An 18,648-nucleotide genomic window follows, 5' to 3' on the forward strand; every position below is an offset into this window, starting at 1 on the left:
GCTTAACCACCCAGCCCCAATCCCCAGCGCAGCAGCATGAACAGAGTCATGCCCACGATAATCGTTAGCATCAGGTTGCGTCGCCACAGGGCCACCGCCAGCGCCACCAGTGCTGCCAGCAGGTAGGGGTTGGCGAGGCTGATGTCGGGCGCCTGACCGTCCGGGACCAGTACTGCCGGAGTGATAATCGCGGTTAACACGGCTGGTGGTACAAAGCCCAGCGCGTCAGACATCCAGGGGGGGAAACGGAAACGCCCTGCGGTTCCCCAGAGCAGGTAACGGGTACCGAAGGTCACCAGAAACATACCGGTGATCAGCGCAAGTTCGTTCACAGGGGAGCCTCCAGGCGGGCACGTTCCAGGCGGTGTGCCGAATAGCCCACCGCAATGGCGCATAAGGCCGCGACGATCAGGCCGAGTTTATGCGGCAACTGCCAGGTGGCCATCGCCATGGCGGCGGCGGTAATCACGCAGAGCCACATGGGGCGACTGCGTAGATAGGGCGCAACCATACCAATAAAGGTGACCGACATGGCGAAGTCGAGCCCCCAGTTGGTCATATCCGGAAACAACTCGCCCAGGGCGACGCCAAGCCAGGTGCATAGCTGCCAGTTGGTGTACATCGCCAAGGCCGAGCCGAGATAAAACCAATGGGGGTTAGGATCCCGCTCATGGGTAAGCAGGCGGTTGGAAACCGCGGCGAAGGTCTCGTCTGTGAGCCAGAACGCCATCGGGACCCGCCAGCGTTGTGGCAGCGATTTGACCCGTTCCACCAGCGCCGCCGAGTAGAGTAGATGGCGCAGGTTGACCACGAAAGTGGTCGCCACGATAACCCCGATGCCGGCTCCGCCCGCCAGCAGGCCAAGGGCGATAAACTGAGCTGAACCGGCGAACACGATCAGCGACATTGCCAGTGTTGCCGCGACCGACAAACCGCTGGGGCCGGCCAGCGTGCCGAATAGAATGCCAAACGGGATGGCGCCAATGATCAGCGGCAGCGTGGCCCGGGCCCCGGCACGGAACGCTTCGGCGGGGGATTCGGTCGAACTGTCGGACGCGTCATTCAAGGCCGGTTTTTCCTGATGAGTAAAGCTCGGTTAATGGGGACGGTTATGCGCCAGTTCAACCGGCTTGAGTCCTGCGGTTGATTGTTGACGGGCACTACCGGAGAATCAACGGCTTGATAAGGAGAGCACGATGCTGACCAAACTGCTGCTGACCCTGCTGGTGATTCTCGGCTGTTTTTTTCTGCTGCAACTGCAGCGCAGACGAGCCGCGGCGGTGGCGCAGAACCAGGGGGGCGATAGCGGTCCCGGGCGTCGCTTGGGTTGGATTCTGGCCGCGTTGCTGGCGGTCGCGGTGGTGTTGGCGGCTACCTTGATGGTGATGGATTGGCAGGACCAACGGGTGAAGCTGGAGGTGCGGGTGATTAACCCGGTTACCGGTGAGGAACAGCGCTATCAGGCGTATCGCAGCGCATTGCAGGGCCGGCAGTTCACCACCATCGACGGGCTGCAGGTACAGCTCAGTGAGGCCGAACGCGTTGAGGTGCGGGAGCTGGAGCAGCCGTGATCGAGATATCCAACCGTGTTGCGCTGCGGCCAGATGAGGTCGAAATCAGTGCGATCAGGGCGCAGGGGGCCGGCGGTCAGAACGTCAACAAGGTCTCATCGGCGATCCATCTGCGCTTTGATATCGCCGCCTCGTCGTTACCCGAAGTGTACAAGGAGCGGCTGTTGGCGCTCAAGGATCGGCGCATCTCCAAAGAGGGGGTGGTGGTGATCAAGGCGCAGCAATACCGTACTCAGGAAGCCAACCGTGAAGATGCCATTGAGCGCTTGGTGGAGTTGATCCGCTCCGTCACCTATGTTGAAAAGAAACGGGTGGCGACCAAGCCGACCCGCGCGTCCCAGCGCCGCCGGATGGATTCGAAAACCCGCCGCAGTAACGTAAAATCCCTGCGTGGCCGGGTCGATCACTGATCCGCATATTTCCATCGTCAGTTCAAGGAGTGTGTTGTGGGCAAAAAGTCTTCACAGGGCGGGTTGGTCTATTCCACCGAAGTGGGTCGCACCTGCCCCGGATGCGGTCAGGCGATCGCCGCCTGCTGTTGTCGCGATGACGCCACCATACCCGAAGGCGACGGCGTGGTGCGGGTCAGCCTTGAAACCAAAGGACGCAAGGGCAAAGGGGTGACCCTGATTACCGGCGTGCCACTGGCAGCGGCTGATCTCAAGACGCTGGCCAAAACCCTGAAACAGCGATGTGGTGTCGGTGGTGCGGTCAAGGATGGGGTCATCGAAATTCAGGGCGACCACCGCGACCTGTTGGCCAGCCTGCTCAGTGAACGGGGCTTCAAGGTCAAGAAGGCCGGAGGCTAACCGGGTATGGCCACCTACCTGGTCACCCATCGCGCTCTGGCGGACAGCCCCGAACGGCTCAAACCCTGGCTGCAGGCGCTGGCTGATGCGAACATTACTCTGGATGGGCGTCTGCTGCTGGATCGCCATGACTGGGCGGCAGCTGTTGTTGCAGATGACCGGCTATTGGCTCTGGGCGGTGACGGTACCCAGAGTGCGGTAGCCACCATTTGTGTGGCGAAGCAGGCACAGATGGGGGTGCTGCCTGCGGGCACCGGCAACGATTTTGCCCGTGCACTGGGGGTGCCGCTGGGGCCGTCTGGCGCTGTGGACCTGCTACGCTCGGGTCAGGAGCAGCGTCTGGATGTTGGACGTATCAACAATCGTATCTACCTCAACGTCGCTCACGTGGGTTTAGGCGCACAGGTAGGAGCGGGTACCTCTCAAGCGATCAAGCGGCGCTGGGGGCCGTTGAGTTACCTGCGGCACCTGCTCACCCTGCTCTTTCGCAAGCGCGGATTCTGGGGGCGGATTACCTATGACGGACGGGTGCTTTACGGGCGCTGGCTGGAGATCGCGATCGCCAACGGCCCCTCGTTTGGCGGCGGGCATCAGATTGACGGTGCGCGTCTGGATAGTGCGGCTCTGACGCTGGTTTGCGTGCGTGCTCGGCCGCTGCCTCGCCTGTTCCTGGCGTGGCTGCTGGCGCGCTTGGGGAGGCCCCTCAATCGCAAGGTGATCCGGCTCGAGCGGGTGACGGATTGTCGCCTGGATACCCATCGACGGTTGCTGATCAGTGCCGATGGTGAGGCAGTGGGGTATACCCCGCTGCATGCGTGGGTCGAGCCTGCCTCGCTGCGAGTGATCGCGCCGGTGTAATCCGAAGCTGCGGTGTATACTCCCTAGGCACGGGGTGCTATTAATCAATGGCTTCTGCTCCACGGAGGACAGAACGAGACTATGCTGGACCATCAACATGACGTGCTGCTTTATGGCGTGAGCGGGCGCGGGTTCGAGCTTGCCGAGCGCTATCGGGATCTGGCCGAGCTGGAGTCGCTGCCAGCCGGCATGCACAGCGTGCTGACTGAGATTGCCGATGAGCGCGAAGCCCTGATGGATCGCTTTCGTGACACCATCCAGCAGGAGGGTGGGCTGGCCAAAGCGGGCAATCCCGATCGCGAGTTTCTGGAAAGTCTGATCGATCGCTGGGCAGGGTCGCTGGCCGGTTTGGAGCGCATTGTCGAACGTCTGGTTCGCGCTGATCAGGAGTGGCAGCAGGAACTGGAAGAAGCCGAACGCGACCAGTGGCCGGCCGCGGTACTGGCCATCATGGACGAACTGCTGGCCCACCTTGAGCAGAGCCGCGAACGGCTGCAGCAACTGGACCTGTCCAGCGACAACTGACCCCCCGTCAATTCGCCAGTTGGCGTACGCCGCGCTTGTACACCGCGCGCAGGTGTTTATGCAGATGCGGAGTCACCTCGCTGGTACCGATCTGTTTGTGATGACAGAACAGCGCTAGCGCCATCAGGGCTTCGTCCTGATTGAGGTAGGCGACCCGACCGGCGGCGGAGCGCTTGCAGCCACCGCAGCCCCCGGCGAACACGAACGCGCTGTTGGCCAGTTGAATGCCGAACCCCAGATGCACCGCCAGTAACTCAGCCACCAGTGGAATTTGCAGTTCATTGACGGGCGGCGGTTCGGTTGCCAGTGCCAGCAGCAGGGCGCCGAACTGCTGTGCGTGACTGGCGATCATCGCTTGCGGATCGCTCGCTTGCAGCGGGTTATAGCGGAGCACTACGGCTTGCTGCGGTTGCGGTTCTGCGCTGGTTGGCTGGCTTTCGGTGGAGCGCGGGCCGGTGAGCGCAGCCGGCAGTTGCAGTGGTGCGGTAGTATCGGTCGTTACCGCCAGAGGCCAGTGGCTGATACCGGCATAGTTTGCCATTCGCCGCGCCAGCGCCGCCGCCATCTCGTCGACGTTGCTGATGCGCTCCGGAAAGTAGTTGTTGGTGGGCGGCACCAGCTTCACTTGCTGGGCAAAGTGTTCATGGCCGAACTGCTCCAGCGCCCAACAGTGAACCTGCTGCATCAGGTTTAGGGTGGCGTCGTCGACCAATGGCGCAGAGCGGAACAGGTTGGCGAACATGGCGATCTCTATCCGGTTATAAAAGCGCAGTGTGCGTTGTCGCGGCGCTGGCGACAAGTCCCGTTGCTGATTGGTCCCCCTCGCGGCTTGGTTTACACTCTGGGTTCATTTCGCGGTAGCAGGGCAAGGTTCATGAGCAGTCATTTTTTCGCCTATATCGACAAACTGCGTTGGGTGCTGCGCTGGGGGCTCAAGCGTAATACCGTACCGGAGAACGTCAAGGAGCATTCCTGGGATGTAGCCACCATCGCCCATGCGTTGGCGACCATTCGCAACCGTGTTTATGGGGGCGGTGTGGACGTCAATGCGGTGGTTGTGGCGGCTCTCTATCACGATTCAGTCGAGGCGGTCTGCTCCGATGTTATCACCCCGGTGAAATACCACTCCGAAGCGATCCGTACCGCGTTCAAGGAGATTGAGCGCACCGCCGAGAAAGAGCTGGTGGCGATGCTGCCGGAGGACCTGCGCCACGATTTCGCCCAGGTTCTGATCGAGGATAACCTGCCCATGGAGCACCAGCAGCTGATCAAAATGGCCGATACCATTACCGCTTACCTCAAGTGCCAGATGGAGCTGAAGAACGGCAATATGCAGTTCTCCAAGGCGGCCGAAAGCATTGCCCGGCGGCTGCGCAACTATCAGCAGCCCGAGATCGATTACTTTTTGGAAACCTTCGCGCCGAGCTACGACCTGACCCTGGATGAGATCCTGGCGCCGGGGGTGGAGACCGCACCGGTCCTGCGGGAGTTAACTTGAGGATCGGCTGATATAAGTCAACGGATGGAGCTGGTGGCTGGTCTACAATTCCCCGGTCTGCCATCACAGGAGGTGATCATGGCGCGCTACGAATGCGATGTGTGTGGGTTGATTTATGACGAAGCGAAGGGGCTGCCCGACGAAGGGATCCCCGCCGGCACCCGTTGGGAAGATATAGCGGATGATTGGGTTTGTCCCGATTGTGGTGCACCCAAATCGGCCTTCATTGCGACGGAGTAACCATGCGGGTTAAAACCAGTGATCTCAAATTGGGGATGTACGTCGAGATTCAGAGCGACTGGGCCGACCACCCCTTTCTCCGCAACCGTTTTAAGATCACCAGCCGGAAGGATCTGGATCGCCTGCGCGCCTGTCCTTTCGACAGCGTCGAGGTTGACCTTGATCGCAGCGAGGTGAAACCGGATCCTGCGGCCTACCCGAGCAGTGTCGATGAACTCAGTAAGGTCAGCCATGGTGATGCGCCGGTTGACCCCAAGGAAGCGGGGTTGGCGCCACCGAAGTGGGACCCAGATTCGCTCATCCCCGGCTATCTGCGTGAAGCGCTGCATGACAGGGAGATGACGCCCAAGCAGCGTGCTGAGCAGGTTTATCGGCATTCGCGCACGATGATGAAGCGGTTGCTGGAAAGCCCTACCGCCGAGAACATCAAAGCGTCAAAGCAGGCGATCTACGACGTCTCGGATATGGTGTTGTCCGACCGGGATACGGCAATGAGCATGCTGCGCCTGACCCATCACGATTTTTACACCTACACCCACTCGGTCAACGTGGGAGTGTTGTCGATCATGCTGGCCAAAGAACTCTATGGCGGCTCCGACGCCCACAATATGCACGAGCTGGCAGCCGGTTTTTTCCTGCATGATATCGGCAAGGTCAAAGTGAATCCGGACATCCTCAACAAACCGGCCAAGTTGACCGACGCCGAGATGAAGCATATCCGGATCCACCCTTATCAGGGCTACAAGATCCTTGAGGCCGCCGGTGAACTGACCGAGGAGTGCCGCATTATCGTTATGCAGCACCACGAGCGGGCCGGAGGGGACGGCTACCCCAAAGCGTTAGCCGGCGAGGAGATCCACGAATACGGGCGAATCTGCTGCATCGCCGACGTCTTTGACGCACTTACCGCCGAGCGCTCCTATAAGGTGGCGATGACGCCCTTCGAGGCGCTGAAGTTGATGAAAGAGCGAATGTCGGACCACTTTGATCAGCGCCTGTTTGCCGGCTTTGTCAAACTGTTCAAAGAGCAGTGAGACTGCCGAAAACCCGGGTCAGCGCCTGTTGTTGATGATCTGAATCTGCTCCTCGCCAATCAACCCGCCGCTGCACTGTCCTGCATCCTTCAACCTTGCCCGAAAGGGCAGGGTGACGATCTCGCCGTCAAACAGAACACGTCCGCGCTCCTGCTCCAGCGCCGCGATCAACTCGGCGGTATTAAACTTCAGCGTCAGATCGCTGATGCCGTCGCTGCGGGCGGTGGTGCAGGCATAGCCGCCCTCGCCCTGCGGCAGGGAAGTGGTGACATCGCTGTAGCTGTAACGAACCGGTGCGACCCCGGCGATACGGATCGAGTGCAGATCGATTTCGCGCACGTCCAGATCATTGCTGCCGACCACCGCTACCGGTGTCAGCCCTTTCTTGTCGCGGTTGACCGGGTTGGGGCAGGAGCCGGGTTTGACGTCCAACTGCACCTGTTGCTCGCCCTGCGGAGAGAGCGTGACTTCGACGGCTACGTCGTAAAAGCCATGGCCGCCGCTGCGGGGGCCGAAAGCCAGCAGCAGCTTGCCGGGCAGGGTGCCGGTGAGCAGCAGTTGGCGTTCAAACTCACTGCCAAACTGAAAACCGTTGCTGTCGATGGGGTTGCCGGACAGTAGCTTGACCTGGTGGTTGGCGTTGTACTCCCACTCAGCATCCGCTACCAGTTGCCACGCGGTAATGCTGTTACGGTGGGGATTGGCGAGCTGGCCGGCGATCCGCAGCGGTGTGCCGCTGCCGTTGTTGTTACAGGCCGGCAGTTCGATCTCGGCGCAGGCGTCCTGGTAACACTCACGCAAGGGTTCGGCTTGCGCTGGTTGGACCACTATCAGGGAGGCCAACAACAGGGACAGCGCGGGCAGCGAGGGTGTCAATTGCATGGAGTCCTCCAAACTACGGGGATAATTCACTCATCCGGTAAGCATAGCGCTCACTGGCCGCTGTCGCGCTGACGCAGATCACAACGCGGCAGTGCGGCGGCGATCGCTTCCAGATGGCGGTCACGCAGGCCCAGGTGCTGCAGATGCTCCAGCGTGTGCAGCAGATAGTCTCGGCTGGAACCACTCATCCCGCGTGCCGCAGCAACGTGGTGCGCGGCTTCGTCCGGACTGAGGGCGCCCACGTACTGGCGGTCGCGGCGATCCACCACGAATGTGAGCGCGGCGACCGCAGGCTGACCGGCCGGGTAAACGGGATGAATGCGCGCCCGGTAGATACGGGTGGGCATCTCCCTGGCATAGAGGTATTCGGCAACCGCGTGTTTATGGTCCGCGTCCACTTGGTAGAGGCAGCCGCAGCAGCTGCCGCCACGGTCCAGGCCCAGCACCATGCCCGGCTGTTGTGGGGTGCCGCGATGGACGTGGGACCAGACGCAGAGCGAGCGGTGGTAGCCGAACAGTCGCGCCGGCAGTCGCTGCTGGTACTCGAACTCGGGGCGCCAAAGCAGCGACCCGTAGGCAAACACCCAGAGGGGCCCCGGTGGTAGCGAGGGGCGTTCGGTATCCGGGTGCGGGGTCAGTGTGGTCTGCATGAGCGGAGTGCTATGGGTAATAAATGGAAGCGATGAGCCTACCAACCTATACCCTGTTGCGTGATTTGGCTATCGCTGGGCGGCTGGAGCGGTTCCTGATTTATGCGGAGCCGCGGTGGCTATTTAGTCACGACTGAAAAAGTCGCGCAAGGCGCGGATGACGGCCTCGGGGGCCTCTTCGGGCAGAAAATGGCCGCAATCCAGCGCGTACCCCTCGACGTGTCGAGCATAGTCCCGCCACACCGACAGCAGGTCGTAGCTGCGGGCAACAAAGCCGCGCGCGCCCCACAGTACCAGTAGCGGGCAGTCGAGTTGGCGCGAACGGTCAGCACGATCATGCTGCAGATCGATGGTAGCCGCTGCGCGGTAGTCTTCGCAGCTGGCATGGATCGCTTCCGGCCGGCTGAAACAGCGTAGATATTCGGCTATCGCCGCATCGGAAAACTCGGCGCCGGGAGCGCTCCAGCGGCGTAGTTTCTCGGTGAGGTAATAGCCGGGATCGTTTCCGATCAGGCGCTCTGGCAGACCGTCCGGCTGAATCAGGAAAAACCAGTGATAGTAGCCGCTGGCAAAAGCCTGGTCGGTATGTTCAAACATATGCAGGGTGGGGGCGATATCCATCACGCAGGCGCGTCGCACCTGTTCCGGGTAGTCCAGCGCCAGCCGGTGGGTCACCCGGGCGCCACGATCATGTCCGGCAACGTCGAAGCGCGAATAGCCAAGGGCTTTCATGACCGCAACCAGGTCAGCGGCCATCGCGCGTTTGGCATAGTTGGCGTGGTCGCTGGCGCCTTCCGGCTTGGCGCTGTCGCCATAACCCCGCAGATCGGGGCAGATCAGGTGGAAGCGGTCGGCCAGTGCCGGTGCTACCCGGTGCCATATGCAGTGCGTTTGGGGGTAGCCGTGGAGCAGCAGCAACGGTGGTCCTGATCCGCCATGCTTGAAATTTATCTCCACCGGGTGTCCGGCGGTGGTGACCGTTAAACGGGCGCTTTTGAAGTTGTTGCCAAACATTCTATGCTCCTTGGATTGAACACAATGACGGTGTGGAATGAGCGCAATCGTCATTTGCATTCGCTGTCGCTCTGGTACACTCGGTTTAACCAAACAGTTTTGTCAACTACTGGAGTTTCCGATGCGTTTTGAAGGTACCGAACGTTACGTCGCCACCGATGATCTGCAGATGGCGGTAAATGCCGCAATCACCCTGCAACGGCCATTGCTGGTCAAGGGCGAACCGGGCACCGGCAAAACCATGCTCGCGGAAGAGATCGCCACTGCGCTCGGCAAACCGTTGCTGCGCTGGCATATCAAGTCAACCACCAAAGCCCAGCAGGGCCTCTATGACTACGATGCGGTGTCGCGATTAAGGGACTCGCAGCTGGGCGACGACCGCGTGCATGACATCAATAATTATATTCGCAAGGGGATGCTGTGGCAGGCGTTTACTGCCGACGAGCCGGTGGTGTTGTTGATCGACGAGATTGATAAGGCCGATATCGAGTTCCCCAACGACCTGCTGGTTGAACTCGACAAAATGGAGTTTCATGTTTACGAAACCGGCGAACAGGTGGTGGCCCGACAGCGCCCCATTGTGATCATCACCTCAAACAATGAGAAGGAGCTGCCCGACGCCTTTCTGCGCCGCTGCTTCTTTCACTACATCCGCTTCCCCGACAAGGAGACCATGGAAGCGATTGTCCGAGTGCACTTTCCCGACATCACCGCCAAGCTGGTTAGCGAGGCGCTGGAGCTGTTTTTCGAGGTACGCAAGGTTAACGGACTGAAGAAAAAGCCATCGACGTCGGAACTGATTGATTGGCTCAAGTTGTTGATGGCGGATCAGATACCGGCCGATGTGTTGGCCAACCGTGACCCCACCAAGGCGATACCGCCGCTATACGGCGCCCTGCTGAAGAACGAGCAGGATGTGCATATGTTGGAGCGGCTGGCCTTTATGGCGCGTCGCGAGAACCGCTGAGAGCATCATGCTGATCGATTTTTTCACCGCCCTGCGCGGCGCCAAGGTGCCGGTATCGCTGAAGGAGCTGCTGGCGCTGCTGGAGGCACTCGACAAGGGCATCGCCTTCGCCGATCTGGAACAGTTCTACCTGTTGGCGCGCACCTGTCTGGTGAAGGATGAAAAGTACTACGACCGCTTCGATCAGGCCTTTGCCGCCTATTTCGACGGTATTGCCCAGCTGCAGGGCGAAGGGCTGCTGGAGGCGCTGATTCCCAAAGAGTGGCTGCGCAGTGATTTTATCCGCCAGCTCTCCGACGAGGAACGCGCCAAGGTTGAAGCGCTCGGTGGTTTCGACAAGTTGATGGATACGTTGAAGCAGCGGCTGGAAGAGCAGCAGGGGCGTCATGCCGGCGGCAACAAGTGGATCGGCACCGGTGGCACTTCACCCTTTGGTCATAGCGGCTACAACCCGGAAGGGGTCCGTATTGGTGGCGAAAGCCGACACAAGCGCGCGGTCAAGGTGTGGGAGAAGCGCGAGTTCCGCGACCTGGATGATTCGGTGGAGCTGGGCACCCGCAATATCAAGGTGGCGCTGCGCAAACTGCGCCGGTTTGCCCGCACCGGCGCCGCCGAAGAGCTGGACCTTGACGATACTATCCGCTCAACCGCCAACAACGCCGGCTATCTGGATCTCAAGCTGGTGCCGGAGCGGCACAACGCGGTCAAGGTGCTGATCTTCTTCGATGTCGGCGGTTCCATGGATCCCTATATCCGCCAGTGCGAAGAGTTGTTCTCGGCCGCTCGCACTGAGTTCAAACATCTGGAGTACTTTTACTTTCACAACTGTCTGTACGAGCGGGTCTGGCGCGACAACCAGCGCCGTCATCAGGAGGCGATCTCCACCCTTGATGTTCTCCATACCTACGGTCCCGACTATCGGGTGATCCTGGTGGGGGATGCCTCCATGTCGCCCTACGAGCTGGTCTACTCCCACGGCAGCGTCGAACACTGGAACGAGGAGCCTGGCCAGTTATGGCTGCAGCGACTGCTCGACACCTGGGAAAAGTGCGTTTGGCTAAACCCGATGGAATCGCGTTACTGGCCCTATACCCAGAGTATCAAGATGATTCAGCAGCAGTTTGGTGGGCGGATGTTTCCGTTAACGCTGGGCGGTCTGGAGCAGGCGATTCGCCAACTATCGCGTTAATTTGGGTAGCAACTATCTTGCGACCGGCAGCGCCTGGTGCCAAGCTATCAAGCTTGTTTAACAGATTGTTTTTATGGGGCTGTTTTAATGGGCTTCTGGCCGTTTCGAAATGCTAAATCCAGAGCGCTGCTGATTGAGGATCGCGGTGCCAGCCGCATCTATCAGCTAGCCGAAGTGGCGGGTAGCAAGAGTACCAGTCAAAAGGTGATGGAGCTGGCGTGGACGGCCGGTCCGGTGACCTTGATCGCATCCGTCGGCGGCTACTACTTCGGCAACGGTAAAATGCTGCCGACCAACACCCTGATCTTTTTTATCGCTTATACCGTGATTGCCGGGGTGATCGGTCTGGCGGCGCATTTTATCTTCCGCCTGACGCGTGACAAAAAACTGCACGAGGCGCAGGAGCAGCTGACTGCCGTGGTGGGGAACCTTCCCGACCGTATTCTACAACTGCGGGATCTGCAGCTGCAGCAGCTTGATGAAGATGCGCGCCGGCTGGAGTCGGCGCGGCTGTTGCTGCAAGAGGTCGACCTTGGCCCCGAGTGGCTGGGTGTGGCGGTACGTACTCTGGGTGCGGAAGAGTCGCTGGTTCGACTGGCCGAAGAAGTAGAGGTCTTGCGCCGTGCCGGGCTGTACACCCGTATCGCCGATCTGGTCGCCCAGCAGCAGCATCGCATCGACGGATTGGTGGCTCGCTTTGCCGACGACGTGCCGCAACTGGCAGAGCTGCTGCGCGCCCGTTTTCACGGCGAGCGACCCAGCCTGCAGCAGGGTGTCCCTCGCACCCGTTATTTCATCGAACGGATCTTTGCCGCCATCGACGACGATGACGCCAGCCTGATGACCCAGACCGACGTGCAGGAGGTGTTTACCCTGCTGTTCGAACTGATGAGCGGGCGGCGAATCCCGATGCTGGTGTTTGATTACTCCGGCGACTGGCAACTGGCGGAATCGACCAACGACTTGGAGAAGGAGCGGCTGCGTTTTCGCCTGGCTCGTTCGCGCAGCTACAGCCGCTTGCTGGCGCTGGCCACCTTTCTCAACGATTTTGGCGACAGCGCCTCGCTGGCGCCGGTGGGACTGACTGGTCAGCAGCTGCTGGAGTATTGCCGTGAACAGATCGAATCCCTGCTGGCCGAGTATCAGGCGGAAGCACGGCGCAGCCCCCTGCGCCGGACCCTGAAGCAGGCGTTGGAAAAGGCGCTGGAGCTCTATCATCAGGCCTATCTGGCCAATCGGCAGACCGGCAAGGAGTTCGAACGGTTTCAACGCCATGTGGAAGCCTGGCGACGGGCGATTGCGGCCCGCCCCAAAGATGAACGTCAGATCGATGCCGGCGAAGGGGGAAGCGGACTGCAGATCATCGAGGACAGTATCTACCTCAACGATAAGCAGAAGATGAAACTGGTCAGTGCGCTCTATAAGCCATTTCTCAAGCAAGCGCGCAACTATGAGCGGATGAACGATCCTGCGCGGCAGCTGCGGGTCATGAAGCACCTGGCGATCCGTATCGCACTGGCGCTGGATGAACAGATCGAGTTGCGTAAACCGGAGGTTCAACGCGCCATCGATAACGCCAATACGCTCAACATGGGCTACTTCGAAAGTGATCTCAGCGTGCGTACCAAGATCGGCTGGGGTGAGGCGATGGTTAAGGAGCTGGAGAAAGATATGTGCCAGGCAGCCGAGGCGCTGGCCCAGGCGATCTACCGCTTCTATGGTCTGCGGCTTGGCTCCCAGGCCCTGGAAGAGCTGCACCAACGCTACGGCGTCGATCCGGAGCAGATCCGGGCGTTTTACGCCGAGACACCCACTGCAGCGGATGTGGAACGCCATCTGCTCAAGCCGTTCCCGATTCCGCGGGCGCCGTTAGATTGGCGCCTGGCGCTGCGTGATTGATCTCGGTGAATCAACCAGCGGTGGGGGCTATTCGAACAGCGAGGCATACTCCCCGTAACCCTCTTTCTCCAGCTCTGCCACAGGAATAAAACGCAGGGCAGCCGAGTTGATACAGTAACGCAGGCCGGTCGGCTCGGGACCATCCTTGAAGACGTGACCCAGGTGGGAATCGCCATACTTGCTGCGCAACTCCGTACGCGGCCAGATCAGTTTGTAGTCGGTGTGGGTGACGATGAACTGCTCATCAATGGGTTGATAAAAGCTGGGCCAGCCAGTGCCCGACTTGTACTTGTGGGTGGAGGAGAACAGCGGCTCACCGCTGACGATATCGACGTAGATGCCCGGTTTTTTATTGTCCCAGTACTCGTTGTCAAACGGTCGCTCGGTCGCATCCTGCTGGGTAACCTGATACTGCAGGGGCGTCAGCATCTGCTTCAGTTGTTCCGCAGGCGGCTTTTGATAGCGCATGGTCGCATCAGTTTCAGCAGCTGGCGCCAGCGGTGCCAGAGTTAGCCCCGCGGCAAGTGTCAGGGTGGTCATGGCGGTGCGAAGCGAGCGACTGATGGTCATCATTGTTCTCCGGGTTGATATATCGCATTGGTCTGTGGTGGCGGCGAAAAGTTTAGTTGATCAGCATGCCCGTCTTGCTCAGGGCGAAGCCGCCGCCTTGGCAAAGGAGGCCAGCGCGCTGCGCATTTTGTCCAGTACCCCGGCACAGGTCTGCAGTTGATGGCGATGGGCGAGATAATCCGGGGTGTTGTAGCTCAGCCACACCTTGCCCTCCGCATCCTCCCAAGCCAGCGCCTTCAACGGCAGATCGATGGCGCTACCGCGGTCGCACTGCATCAGACGAGTACCGATGCTGGGGTTGCCGAAAAGCAGCAGTTGCGTGGGCGGCAGAGCTTGTCCTGCCTTGGCGGCTCCGGCCGCGTGGTCAATGCGCGCAAAAACGGTCATCCCTTTGCCGACAGCGGCCGCTTCAAGCCTGTCCAGTGTGGTTGAGACGTCGTGCGCGCTGCGCACGTGGGTAACCCCGCCGGCGGCGTGCAGGGGCGCTACCGGGACAATTAATAGCATTAGCAGTAGTGCTGGACGGTACATCAGCTGTGCTCCCCTGCCAGTTGTTTGGATGCAACCCTGACGCCTGAACAATCCTGTTGTTACAGGGGTTTGATTAAACGGATGTTTGAACTATCGCTCAAGATGTTGATGCAGGTCCGCGCGCTTCATGGCGGATACCTCTTAAGCTTGGTCAGAGCGTGTTGGGAGTGATGGCATGAGTCAGGAATCGGTACGGGTCGTGCGCGTTGCGCTGTTTTCTCATGTGGCGGCCACCTTGTTCAAATTGGTAACCGGGGTGATTACCGGCTCGGCGGCGTTGCTGAGCGAAGCGCTGCACAGCCTGCTGGATGTACTTAATCAGGCAGTACTGTTCAGCAGCGCGCGCAAGGGACGTGCTGCCGGCGATCACGTCTATGCCTATGGTCACGGAAAAACCCGCTATCTGGTCAACCTTTGGAGCTCCGTGGGACTGTTCTCGATCGGCTGTGGCCTGGGATTGGCCTGGAGCATCTATGCATTGCTGGCGGTAAGCAGGGAGCAACCGTTGCTGGACGGGGCCAACTGGACCCTGCTGTTGGCGGTCGCCGGCGGCTTGCTAATTCAGGGGTACAGTTTTTTTCTCGCCGCGCGTGACTTTGTCGGGCGGATGATGGTGGAGCGGCAGCGCAATCCATTTACCTATTTGTTGGGCTGTGGCGATGTGACCTTGGCGGTGATCGTGGTGCAGTCCAGCGCCGGATTGCTGGGGTTGATGATGGCGGGGGCCGGCGCGGTGGCCACACTGCTGACGCTCAACCCGCTCTGGGACGCGCTGGCCGCGCTCGGGATCGCGGTGTTGATGGGGTGGGTGGCTTACTATCTGGGCTACCTCTACATGCGTTACCTGACCGATGTGCGTGACCGGTCGGCCGAAACCGCCTTGCGCGAACTGGCCGAAGCCCGCCGGGCGGTGGAGCGCTGTGACCACATTCATTCGATCATTCTCGATGATCACCGCACGCTGGTATTTGCCGAAATTGAGCTGCAGCAGGAGGCGATGGTGTCGGGGTTGCTGACCCGTATCAGTGGCGCCAAAAAGCAGCTGTTGCAGCAGTTACCGCAAGCCCAGCGGGGAGAAACCCGAGCGCTGGCGTTTGTGACGGCACGGGCAACAGTGGAAGCCACTCTGACACGGGCAGAGGCGATTATCCTGGAGCTGGAACAGAGCCTGCGTGAACAGATGCCACAGGTGGCCGAGGTGTCGATTAGGGTTCGGGGGATCAGTGCGTTTGAACTGCCTGAGCCGCCGGTGCGCCGGGCCCCGCCGACTCAGGATGCAGAGGTGGTCTCGCCTTAACGGTTATTTGTCGGGGTGTCGTTTTTTTCGTCCAGCATTTGTGACAGCATCTTGTCGACATCGTCGCCCTGATGACTATCCGCGGCGGTTCCGCTGTTTTGCGGCAGGGTTTTCAGTTCACTCTTAAGGCGTCGTTCGCCGATAAAACTGCCTTTGCGGGCGATCACCAGCTCGTCACAGTAAACGGTACCTTTGACCTCGCCGCCGTTTTCGATGATCAGCTCGGCGCAATTGATTTCACCCTCTATCTTGCCGCTGACGTGGATCTCCTGCGCCTGGATGTGGCCGTGGAGTTCGCCCCGTTTACCCACGGAAACGGTGTCCAGTGACGCGATGCGGCCTTCAAATAACCCGTCGATGTGCAGCTTGCCGACGATGTTCATTTCGCCGGTAAAACGATTGCCCGGAGCGATTATAGTAACGGCGCTTCGAGCTGATTCAGCGGATGCATTTCTTTTAATGAATCCCATGCAATACCCCGTATCTTGGTGAAGATGTCATCGTAGTTATCCATGCCCCATTTGACGAAGGGCACGGGGTTGAGCGGCTTGTACAAGTAACGAACCTCATAATGCAGGTGTGGGCCGGTGGATACGCCGGAGTTGCCGCTATAACCGATCAGCTCCCCCTTTCGCACCAGCTTGCCGCTCTTCACTTTGGCCTGCTTGAGGTGTGCATAGTAACTCTTAAATCCGAAATTATGGTTAACGATAACCAGATTGCCGAACCCGCTTTCCTTGTGAAAGCCCGAGTACTCGACGGCACCATCGGCGGTGGCATAAACCGGTGTGCCGGTGTTGGCGAGGAAGTCCAGCCCGTTGTGGTGGCGCTTTTTGCCGGTTACCGGGTGTTTGCGGTAACCAAAACTGTCGGTGTAGGGGATCCCCTCCACCGGTGAGCCGTTGGGAATGCCGCGCAGCATGAACAGTCGCTCGGCGGCGATGTTTTGCAGCGCCTGGGAGCGCTCGAGGGTCATCTCACTGCTGATGGCCAATCCCATCTGGGATTCCAGCTCTTGCAACGCCGTGCTCCAGCGCTCACGCTCGACTTTGGTTTTGACCAGTTCTTTGCGCTCTTCCTGAATCTGGCCAAGCAGGTCGGTCAGGCCATCCAGCTCGGTTCTGACCCGCTCGTTGCTACCCAGTGCGTCGGTGTACAGCGAGGAGAGCAGCTGATGGTCCTGCTCCAGCGAATTGAGGTCGTCGTGGGTTTTCATCAGCAGCCAGTTGCCGACGGTGAAGCTGGCCAGCAGCAGCGCCACGAACAGGGTGAACAGGTACTTGCCGAGCTTGTTGAGGTTGAATTGCCACGAGCCACGGGTCGTGGTGATAGTCAGGATTAATCGGTGTTTCACGCCTTCCTCGGTACAGCCGGCCAGGTTGGAAAGTGACCTCACTATACGTCAGGAGTTCCACCCTGTCAGTGGATAAAAGCGCTCTCGTCGCTGGCTGCGCGGGGGCTGCTGGTATTACTGTTTACGCTGGCGCTGGTAATCGTCATAGCTTTGCGGTTCGGCACACTGTTCGCCGGGGTCGTTACCGCAGCGCTGCTGCTCAATATTCTGCAGGGTGTTGTAGCCGGTTCGCTGCAGCGATTCGCTACTGCAACCGGCCAGCAGCATGACTGCTGCGAGTACTAATGTCATCCGCATCACTTGTCCTCCGTTGCGCGATATTAAATCAACCCGAAGTGGCGCAGCAAGGTGACGCCAGCGCTTGTCGTAAGCAGCGAACCGAGGGTGGTGATGACGATAATATTAGCGGCCAGCGCCGCATTGCCCCCCATCGACCGCACCATGACATAGCTGGCGGCGGCGGTGGGCGCTGATGCCATCAGGAAAAGCACCCCCAGATCGAGACCACGAAAGCCGATCAGCGCTCCTGCTGCGGTAAGGCCGAAGGGCACAATGAGCAGCTTGGATACCGAAGCGATCAGCGCGTTGTTGAGGCCATGGCGCAGGGCGCGAAAGTTGAGACTGGCACCGGTGCAAATCAGTGCCAGCGGCAGCGTCATATGGGCGAAATACTCGCCGGTACGGATCACAATCGCAGGCAGGGTAACGTTGGCCCAGGCAAAGGGGAGCGCGAGCAGAATGCCAATTATCAGCGGATTGCTGGCAATTCCCTTGAGTGTTGAGCCGATACCTCCATCGCGGTTGAGCGAACGACTCAGGGTGATCACCGACAATACATTGAACAGAATCGTTACCAGCGCCAGATACAGCGAGGCTGCGATCAGGCCTTCGTTGCCGTAGGCATTGACACAGTAGGCCAGGCCGATAATACCCATGTTGGAACGAAAGCCGCCCTGAACGACCACTCCTCGTTCAGAGGCGGGATCTACCCAACGGGCGGAGATCAGTTCCAGCAATAAGAACATGACCAGCGTACCGATCAGCCCGACACCGATCAGCGTCAGGTTGGCGGCGTTCTCGATACTGGTTTGGGCGATGCTGATAAACAACAGTGAGGGCAGGGTGATGTTGAACACCAGTCGGGAGCCGATATCGATAAAATTATCGTTGATCAGCCCGCGTTTGCTGAGCAAGACCCCTAGCGCCAGTACCACGAATATGGGGCCGGTGATGGAGAAGGAAAAAGCCAGTGTCTGCAGGAAATCGGACATCAGGTTGTAGCCCCGGGCTGCGTCGCGGATCAGGGCGGCGATAGTAACCTAGTGGAATCGGCGAGATAAAGAGCTGAAGTTGATGGACTGTTCCGTAGCCTGGGATCAGTAATCGCCCATCACCTCACCCTCCCGGCCGATACAATGCAGTCGTTCGCCCTGCGGTGCCGAGATCCGCTGGCAATGGTAGAGCTTGCCGTTGCGGGTCAGGGCCCATACGCCTTTGTCTGCGTCAGCCTGAATCAATACGATGCGACCGCTTTCGAAATCAAGGCTGCTGTTCAGCCGGGCAGCTCGCTCGGCGGGATCGGCCGCATTGGCGGGCAGGGCCAGTATCCACAGCAGGATGCCGGCGGTTGGGATGATGGCGTTCATGGGGTGTAATCCTCCGGTTGCTCCATCCAGCATAGGCTAAGCCGGGGTGGAGCATCGGGGTTCGCCCCCTGCTGTGATCTATTTTCTGATCGATGGTTCGTTTATGCTGCGCCT

The 18,648-nt window shown here is 59.7% G+C and carries 25 protein-coding genes; 12 read left to right on the top strand and 13 right to left on the bottom strand.

The features are described 5' to 3' along the window. Window positions 1-2: 2 nt before the first annotated feature. Window positions 3-332 (bottom strand): AzlD domain-containing protein, encoded by a 330-nt coding sequence (locus tag JJQ76_RS09840; protein WP_210396638.1) that lies wholly within the window; start codon window positions 330-332, stop codon window positions 3-5. Further along, window positions 329-1,066 (bottom strand): AzlC family ABC transporter permease, encoded by a 738-nt coding sequence (locus JJQ76_RS09845; protein ID WP_210396639.1) that lies wholly within the window; start codon window positions 1,064-1,066, stop codon window positions 329-331. The genes JJQ76_RS09840 and JJQ76_RS09845 overlap by 4 nt, the downstream gene beginning before the upstream one ends. A gap of 130 nt (window positions 1,067-1,196) precedes the next feature. On the opposite strand from JJQ76_RS09845, the gene JJQ76_RS09850 reads away from it, so the two are divergent. From JJQ76_RS09850 to JJQ76_RS09870, 5 genes are all read left to right on the top strand, one after another. Continuing rightward, window positions 1,197-1,571 carry a hypothetical protein gene (locus JJQ76_RS09850; RefSeq protein WP_210396640.1) on the top strand — a complete coding sequence of 125 codons (375 nt, stop codon included), beginning with the start codon at window positions 1,197-1,199 and terminating at the stop codon, window positions 1,569-1,571. After that, window positions 1,568-1,981 carry an alternative ribosome rescue aminoacyl-tRNA hydrolase ArfB gene (gene arfB, locus JJQ76_RS09855; RefSeq protein WP_210396641.1) on the top strand — a complete coding sequence of 138 codons (414 nt, stop codon included), beginning with the start codon at window positions 1,568-1,570 and terminating at the stop codon, window positions 1,979-1,981. Before JJQ76_RS09850 ends, arfB begins: the two co-directional genes overlap by 4 nt. A 36-nt stretch (window positions 1,982-2,017) precedes the next feature. Beyond that, window positions 2,018-2,380: a translation initiation factor Sui1 gene (locus JJQ76_RS09860; RefSeq protein WP_210396642.1), complete on the top strand. Its 363-nt coding sequence runs from the start codon at window positions 2,018-2,020 to the stop codon at window positions 2,378-2,380. 6 nt (window positions 2,381-2,386) lie between these two features. Next, window positions 2,387-3,238: a diacylglycerol/lipid kinase family protein gene (locus JJQ76_RS09865; RefSeq protein ID WP_210396643.1), complete on the top strand. Its 852-nt coding sequence runs from the start codon at window positions 2,387-2,389 to the stop codon at window positions 3,236-3,238. Between the two features lie 81 nt (window positions 3,239-3,319). Next, complete coding sequence (locus JJQ76_RS09870) at window positions 3,320-3,763, top strand: hypothetical protein (protein ID WP_210396644.1); 444 nt, start codon at window positions 3,320-3,322, stop codon at window positions 3,761-3,763. A 7-nt stretch (window positions 3,764-3,770) separates the two neighbouring features. Here the strand turns inward: JJQ76_RS09870 and JJQ76_RS09875 are convergent, their stop codons facing one another. Continuing rightward, window positions 3,771-4,505 (bottom strand): hypothetical protein, encoded by a 735-nt coding sequence (locus JJQ76_RS09875; protein ID WP_210396645.1) that lies wholly within the window; start codon window positions 4,503-4,505, stop codon window positions 3,771-3,773. Between the two features lie 132 nt (window positions 4,506-4,637). On the opposite strand from JJQ76_RS09875, the gene yfbR reads away from it, so the two are divergent. The 3 genes from yfbR to JJQ76_RS09890 are packed head-to-tail and all read left to right on the top strand — an operon-like array spanning window position 4,638 to window position 6,535. Beyond that, window positions 4,638-5,261 (top strand): 5'-deoxynucleotidase, encoded by a 624-nt coding sequence (gene yfbR, locus JJQ76_RS09880; RefSeq protein WP_210396646.1) that lies wholly within the window; start codon window positions 4,638-4,640, stop codon window positions 5,259-5,261. A 33-nt stretch (window positions 5,262-5,294) separates the two neighbouring features. After that, window positions 5,295-5,501, top strand: coding sequence for a rubredoxin (locus JJQ76_RS09885; RefSeq protein WP_425515229.1), 207 nt, complete (start codon window positions 5,295-5,297; stop codon window positions 5,499-5,501). Between the two features lie 2 nt (window positions 5,502-5,503). Beyond that, the gene (locus tag JJQ76_RS09890; RefSeq protein ID WP_210396647.1) at window positions 5,504-6,535 is read left to right on the top strand and encodes a cyclic di-GMP phosphodiesterase; all 1,032 of its coding nucleotides are present in this window, start codon (window positions 5,504-5,506) and stop codon (window positions 6,533-6,535) included. Between the two features lie 18 nt (window positions 6,536-6,553). Here JJQ76_RS09890 and JJQ76_RS09895 read toward each other — a convergent pair whose 3' ends face one another. The 3 genes from JJQ76_RS09895 to JJQ76_RS09905 all read right to left on the bottom strand — a co-directional run bounded on the left by JJQ76_RS09895 (window position 6,554) and on the right by JJQ76_RS09905 (window position 9,081). After that, a complete protein-coding gene (locus tag JJQ76_RS09895) occupies window positions 6,554-7,417 on the bottom strand; it encodes a hypothetical protein (protein WP_210396648.1) in 864 nt (287 codons plus the stop codon). Between the two features lie 50 nt (window positions 7,418-7,467). Beyond that, the gene (locus JJQ76_RS09900) at window positions 7,468-8,067 is read right to left on the bottom strand and encodes a gamma-glutamylcyclotransferase (protein WP_210396649.1); all 600 of its coding nucleotides are present in this window, start codon (window positions 8,065-8,067) and stop codon (window positions 7,468-7,470) included. Between the two features lie 123 nt (window positions 8,068-8,190). Next, window positions 8,191-9,081 (bottom strand): alpha/beta fold hydrolase, encoded by an 891-nt coding sequence (locus JJQ76_RS09905; protein ID WP_210396650.1) that lies wholly within the window; start codon window positions 9,079-9,081, stop codon window positions 8,191-8,193. Window positions 9,082-9,202: 121 nt separating this feature from the next. Between JJQ76_RS09905 and JJQ76_RS09910 the strand changes: the two genes are divergently transcribed. From JJQ76_RS09910 to JJQ76_RS09920, 3 genes are all read left to right on the top strand, one after another. Further along, window positions 9,203-10,048 carry an AAA family ATPase gene (locus JJQ76_RS09910; protein WP_210396651.1) on the top strand — a complete coding sequence of 282 codons (846 nt, stop codon included), beginning with the start codon at window positions 9,203-9,205 and terminating at the stop codon, window positions 10,046-10,048. 7 nt (window positions 10,049-10,055) lie between these two features. Beyond that, on the top strand, window positions 10,056-11,237 hold the full coding sequence (locus JJQ76_RS09915; RefSeq protein ID WP_210396652.1) for a vWA domain-containing protein: 1,182 nt from the start codon (window positions 10,056-10,058) through the stop codon (window positions 11,235-11,237). Window positions 11,238-11,324: 87 nt separating this feature from the next. After that, window positions 11,325-13,136 (top strand): hypothetical protein, encoded by a 1,812-nt coding sequence (locus JJQ76_RS09920; RefSeq protein ID WP_210396653.1) that lies wholly within the window; start codon window positions 11,325-11,327, stop codon window positions 13,134-13,136. Window positions 13,137-13,163: 27 nt separating this feature from the next. Here JJQ76_RS09920 and msrB read toward each other — a convergent pair whose 3' ends face one another. Both msrB and JJQ76_RS09930 read right to left on the bottom strand, forming a co-directional pair. Then, the gene (gene msrB / locus JJQ76_RS09925; protein WP_246480537.1) at window positions 13,164-13,706 is read right to left on the bottom strand and encodes a peptide-methionine (R)-S-oxide reductase MsrB; all 543 of its coding nucleotides are present in this window, start codon (window positions 13,704-13,706) and stop codon (window positions 13,164-13,166) included. Between the two features lie 78 nt (window positions 13,707-13,784). Further along, on the bottom strand, window positions 13,785-14,237 hold the full coding sequence (locus tag JJQ76_RS09930; protein ID WP_246480538.1) for a DUF302 domain-containing protein: 453 nt from the start codon (window positions 14,235-14,237) through the stop codon (window positions 13,785-13,787). A gap of 175 nt (window positions 14,238-14,412) precedes the next feature. Here JJQ76_RS09930 and JJQ76_RS09935 point away from each other — a divergent pair, with 175 nt between their 5' ends. After that, window positions 14,413-15,534 carry a cation diffusion facilitator family transporter gene (locus JJQ76_RS09935; RefSeq protein ID WP_210396654.1) on the top strand — a complete coding sequence of 374 codons (1,122 nt, stop codon included), beginning with the start codon at window positions 14,413-14,415 and terminating at the stop codon, window positions 15,532-15,534. Here JJQ76_RS09935 and JJQ76_RS09940 read toward each other — a convergent pair. The 5 genes from JJQ76_RS09940 to JJQ76_RS09960 form a co-directional block, all read right to left on the bottom strand. Continuing rightward, on the bottom strand, window positions 15,531-15,917 hold the full coding sequence (locus JJQ76_RS09940) for a bactofilin family protein (protein WP_210396655.1): 387 nt from the start codon (window positions 15,915-15,917) through the stop codon (window positions 15,531-15,533). The two genes, JJQ76_RS09935 and JJQ76_RS09940, sit on opposite strands and share 4 nt — an antisense overlap. Before the next feature lie 29 nt (window positions 15,918-15,946). After that, window positions 15,947-16,888 carry a M23 family metallopeptidase gene (locus JJQ76_RS18250; protein WP_210396656.1) on the bottom strand — a complete coding sequence of 314 codons (942 nt, stop codon included), beginning with the start codon at window positions 16,886-16,888 and terminating at the stop codon, window positions 15,947-15,949. 114 nt (window positions 16,889-17,002) lie between these two features. Beyond that, entirely contained in the window at window positions 17,003-17,179 is a 177-nt protein-coding gene (locus JJQ76_RS09950) for a hypothetical protein (protein ID WP_210396657.1), read from the bottom strand. Window positions 17,180-17,208: 29 nt separating this feature from the next. Next, window positions 17,209-18,159 (bottom strand): AEC family transporter, encoded by a 951-nt coding sequence (locus tag JJQ76_RS09955; RefSeq protein ID WP_210396658.1) that lies wholly within the window; start codon window positions 18,157-18,159, stop codon window positions 17,209-17,211. 105 nt (window positions 18,160-18,264) lie between these two features. After that, on the bottom strand, window positions 18,265-18,534 hold the full coding sequence (locus JJQ76_RS09960; RefSeq protein WP_210396659.1) for a hypothetical protein: 270 nt from the start codon (window positions 18,532-18,534) through the stop codon (window positions 18,265-18,267). Between the last annotated feature and the right edge of the window lie 114 nt (window positions 18,535-18,648).

The sequence above is a fragment of the Motiliproteus sediminis genome (genome assembly GCF_017912535.1).
Lineage (GTDB): Bacteria > Pseudomonadota > Gammaproteobacteria > Pseudomonadales > Balneatricaceae > Motiliproteus > Motiliproteus sediminis.

Coding starts and splice junctions, on each gene's coding strand:
- JJQ76_RS09850 (WP_210396640.1), top strand. CDS start 1,197: ATGCTGACCAAACTGCTGCTGACCCTGCTGGTGATTCTCGGCTGTTTT.
- JJQ76_RS09865 (WP_210396643.1), top strand. CDS start 2,387: ATGGCCACCTACCTGGTCACCCATCGCGCTCTGGCGGACAGCCCCGAA.
- JJQ76_RS09870 (WP_210396644.1), top strand. CDS start 3,320: ATGCTGGACCATCAACATGACGTGCTGCTTTATGGCGTGAGCGGGCGC.
- JJQ76_RS09875 (WP_210396645.1), bottom strand. CDS start 4,505: ATGTTCGCCAACCTGTTCCGCTCTGCGCCATTGGTCGACGACGCCACC.
- yfbR (WP_210396646.1), top strand. CDS start 4,638: ATGAGCAGTCATTTTTTCGCCTATATCGACAAACTGCGTTGGGTGCTG.
- JJQ76_RS09890 (WP_210396647.1), top strand. CDS start 5,504: ATGCGGGTTAAAACCAGTGATCTCAAATTGGGGATGTACGTCGAGATT.
- JJQ76_RS09895 (WP_210396648.1), bottom strand. CDS start 7,417: ATGCAATTGACACCCTCGCTGCCCGCGCTGTCCCTGTTGTTGGCCTCC.
- JJQ76_RS09900 (WP_210396649.1), bottom strand. CDS start 8,067: ATGCAGACCACACTGACCCCGCACCCGGATACCGAACGCCCCTCGCTA.
- JJQ76_RS09905 (WP_210396650.1), bottom strand. CDS start 9,081: ATGTTTGGCAACAACTTCAAAAGCGCCCGTTTAACGGTCACCACCGCC.
- JJQ76_RS09910 (WP_210396651.1), top strand. CDS start 9,203: ATGCGTTTTGAAGGTACCGAACGTTACGTCGCCACCGATGATCTGCAG.
- JJQ76_RS09915 (WP_210396652.1), top strand. CDS start 10,056: ATGCTGATCGATTTTTTCACCGCCCTGCGCGGCGCCAAGGTGCCGGTA.
- JJQ76_RS09920 (WP_210396653.1), top strand. CDS start 11,325: ATGGGCTTCTGGCCGTTTCGAAATGCTAAATCCAGAGCGCTGCTGATT.
- msrB (WP_246480537.1), bottom strand. CDS start 13,706: ATGACCATCAGTCGCTCGCTTCGCACCGCCATGACCACCCTGACACTT.
- JJQ76_RS09930 (WP_246480538.1), bottom strand. CDS start 14,237: ATGTACCGTCCAGCACTACTGCTAATGCTATTAATTGTCCCGGTAGCG.
- JJQ76_RS09935 (WP_210396654.1), top strand. CDS start 14,413: ATGAGTCAGGAATCGGTACGGGTCGTGCGCGTTGCGCTGTTTTCTCAT.
- JJQ76_RS09940 (WP_210396655.1), bottom strand. CDS start 15,917: ATGAACATCGTCGGCAAGCTGCACATCGACGGGTTATTTGAAGGCCGC.
- JJQ76_RS09950 (WP_210396657.1), bottom strand. CDS start 17,179: ATGACATTAGTACTCGCAGCAGTCATGCTGCTGGCCGGTTGCAGTAGC.
- JJQ76_RS09955 (WP_210396658.1), bottom strand. CDS start 18,159: ATGTCCGATTTCCTGCAGACACTGGCTTTTTCCTTCTCCATCACCGGC.
- JJQ76_RS09960 (WP_210396659.1), bottom strand. CDS start 18,534: ATGAACGCCATCATCCCAACCGCCGGCATCCTGCTGTGGATACTGGCC.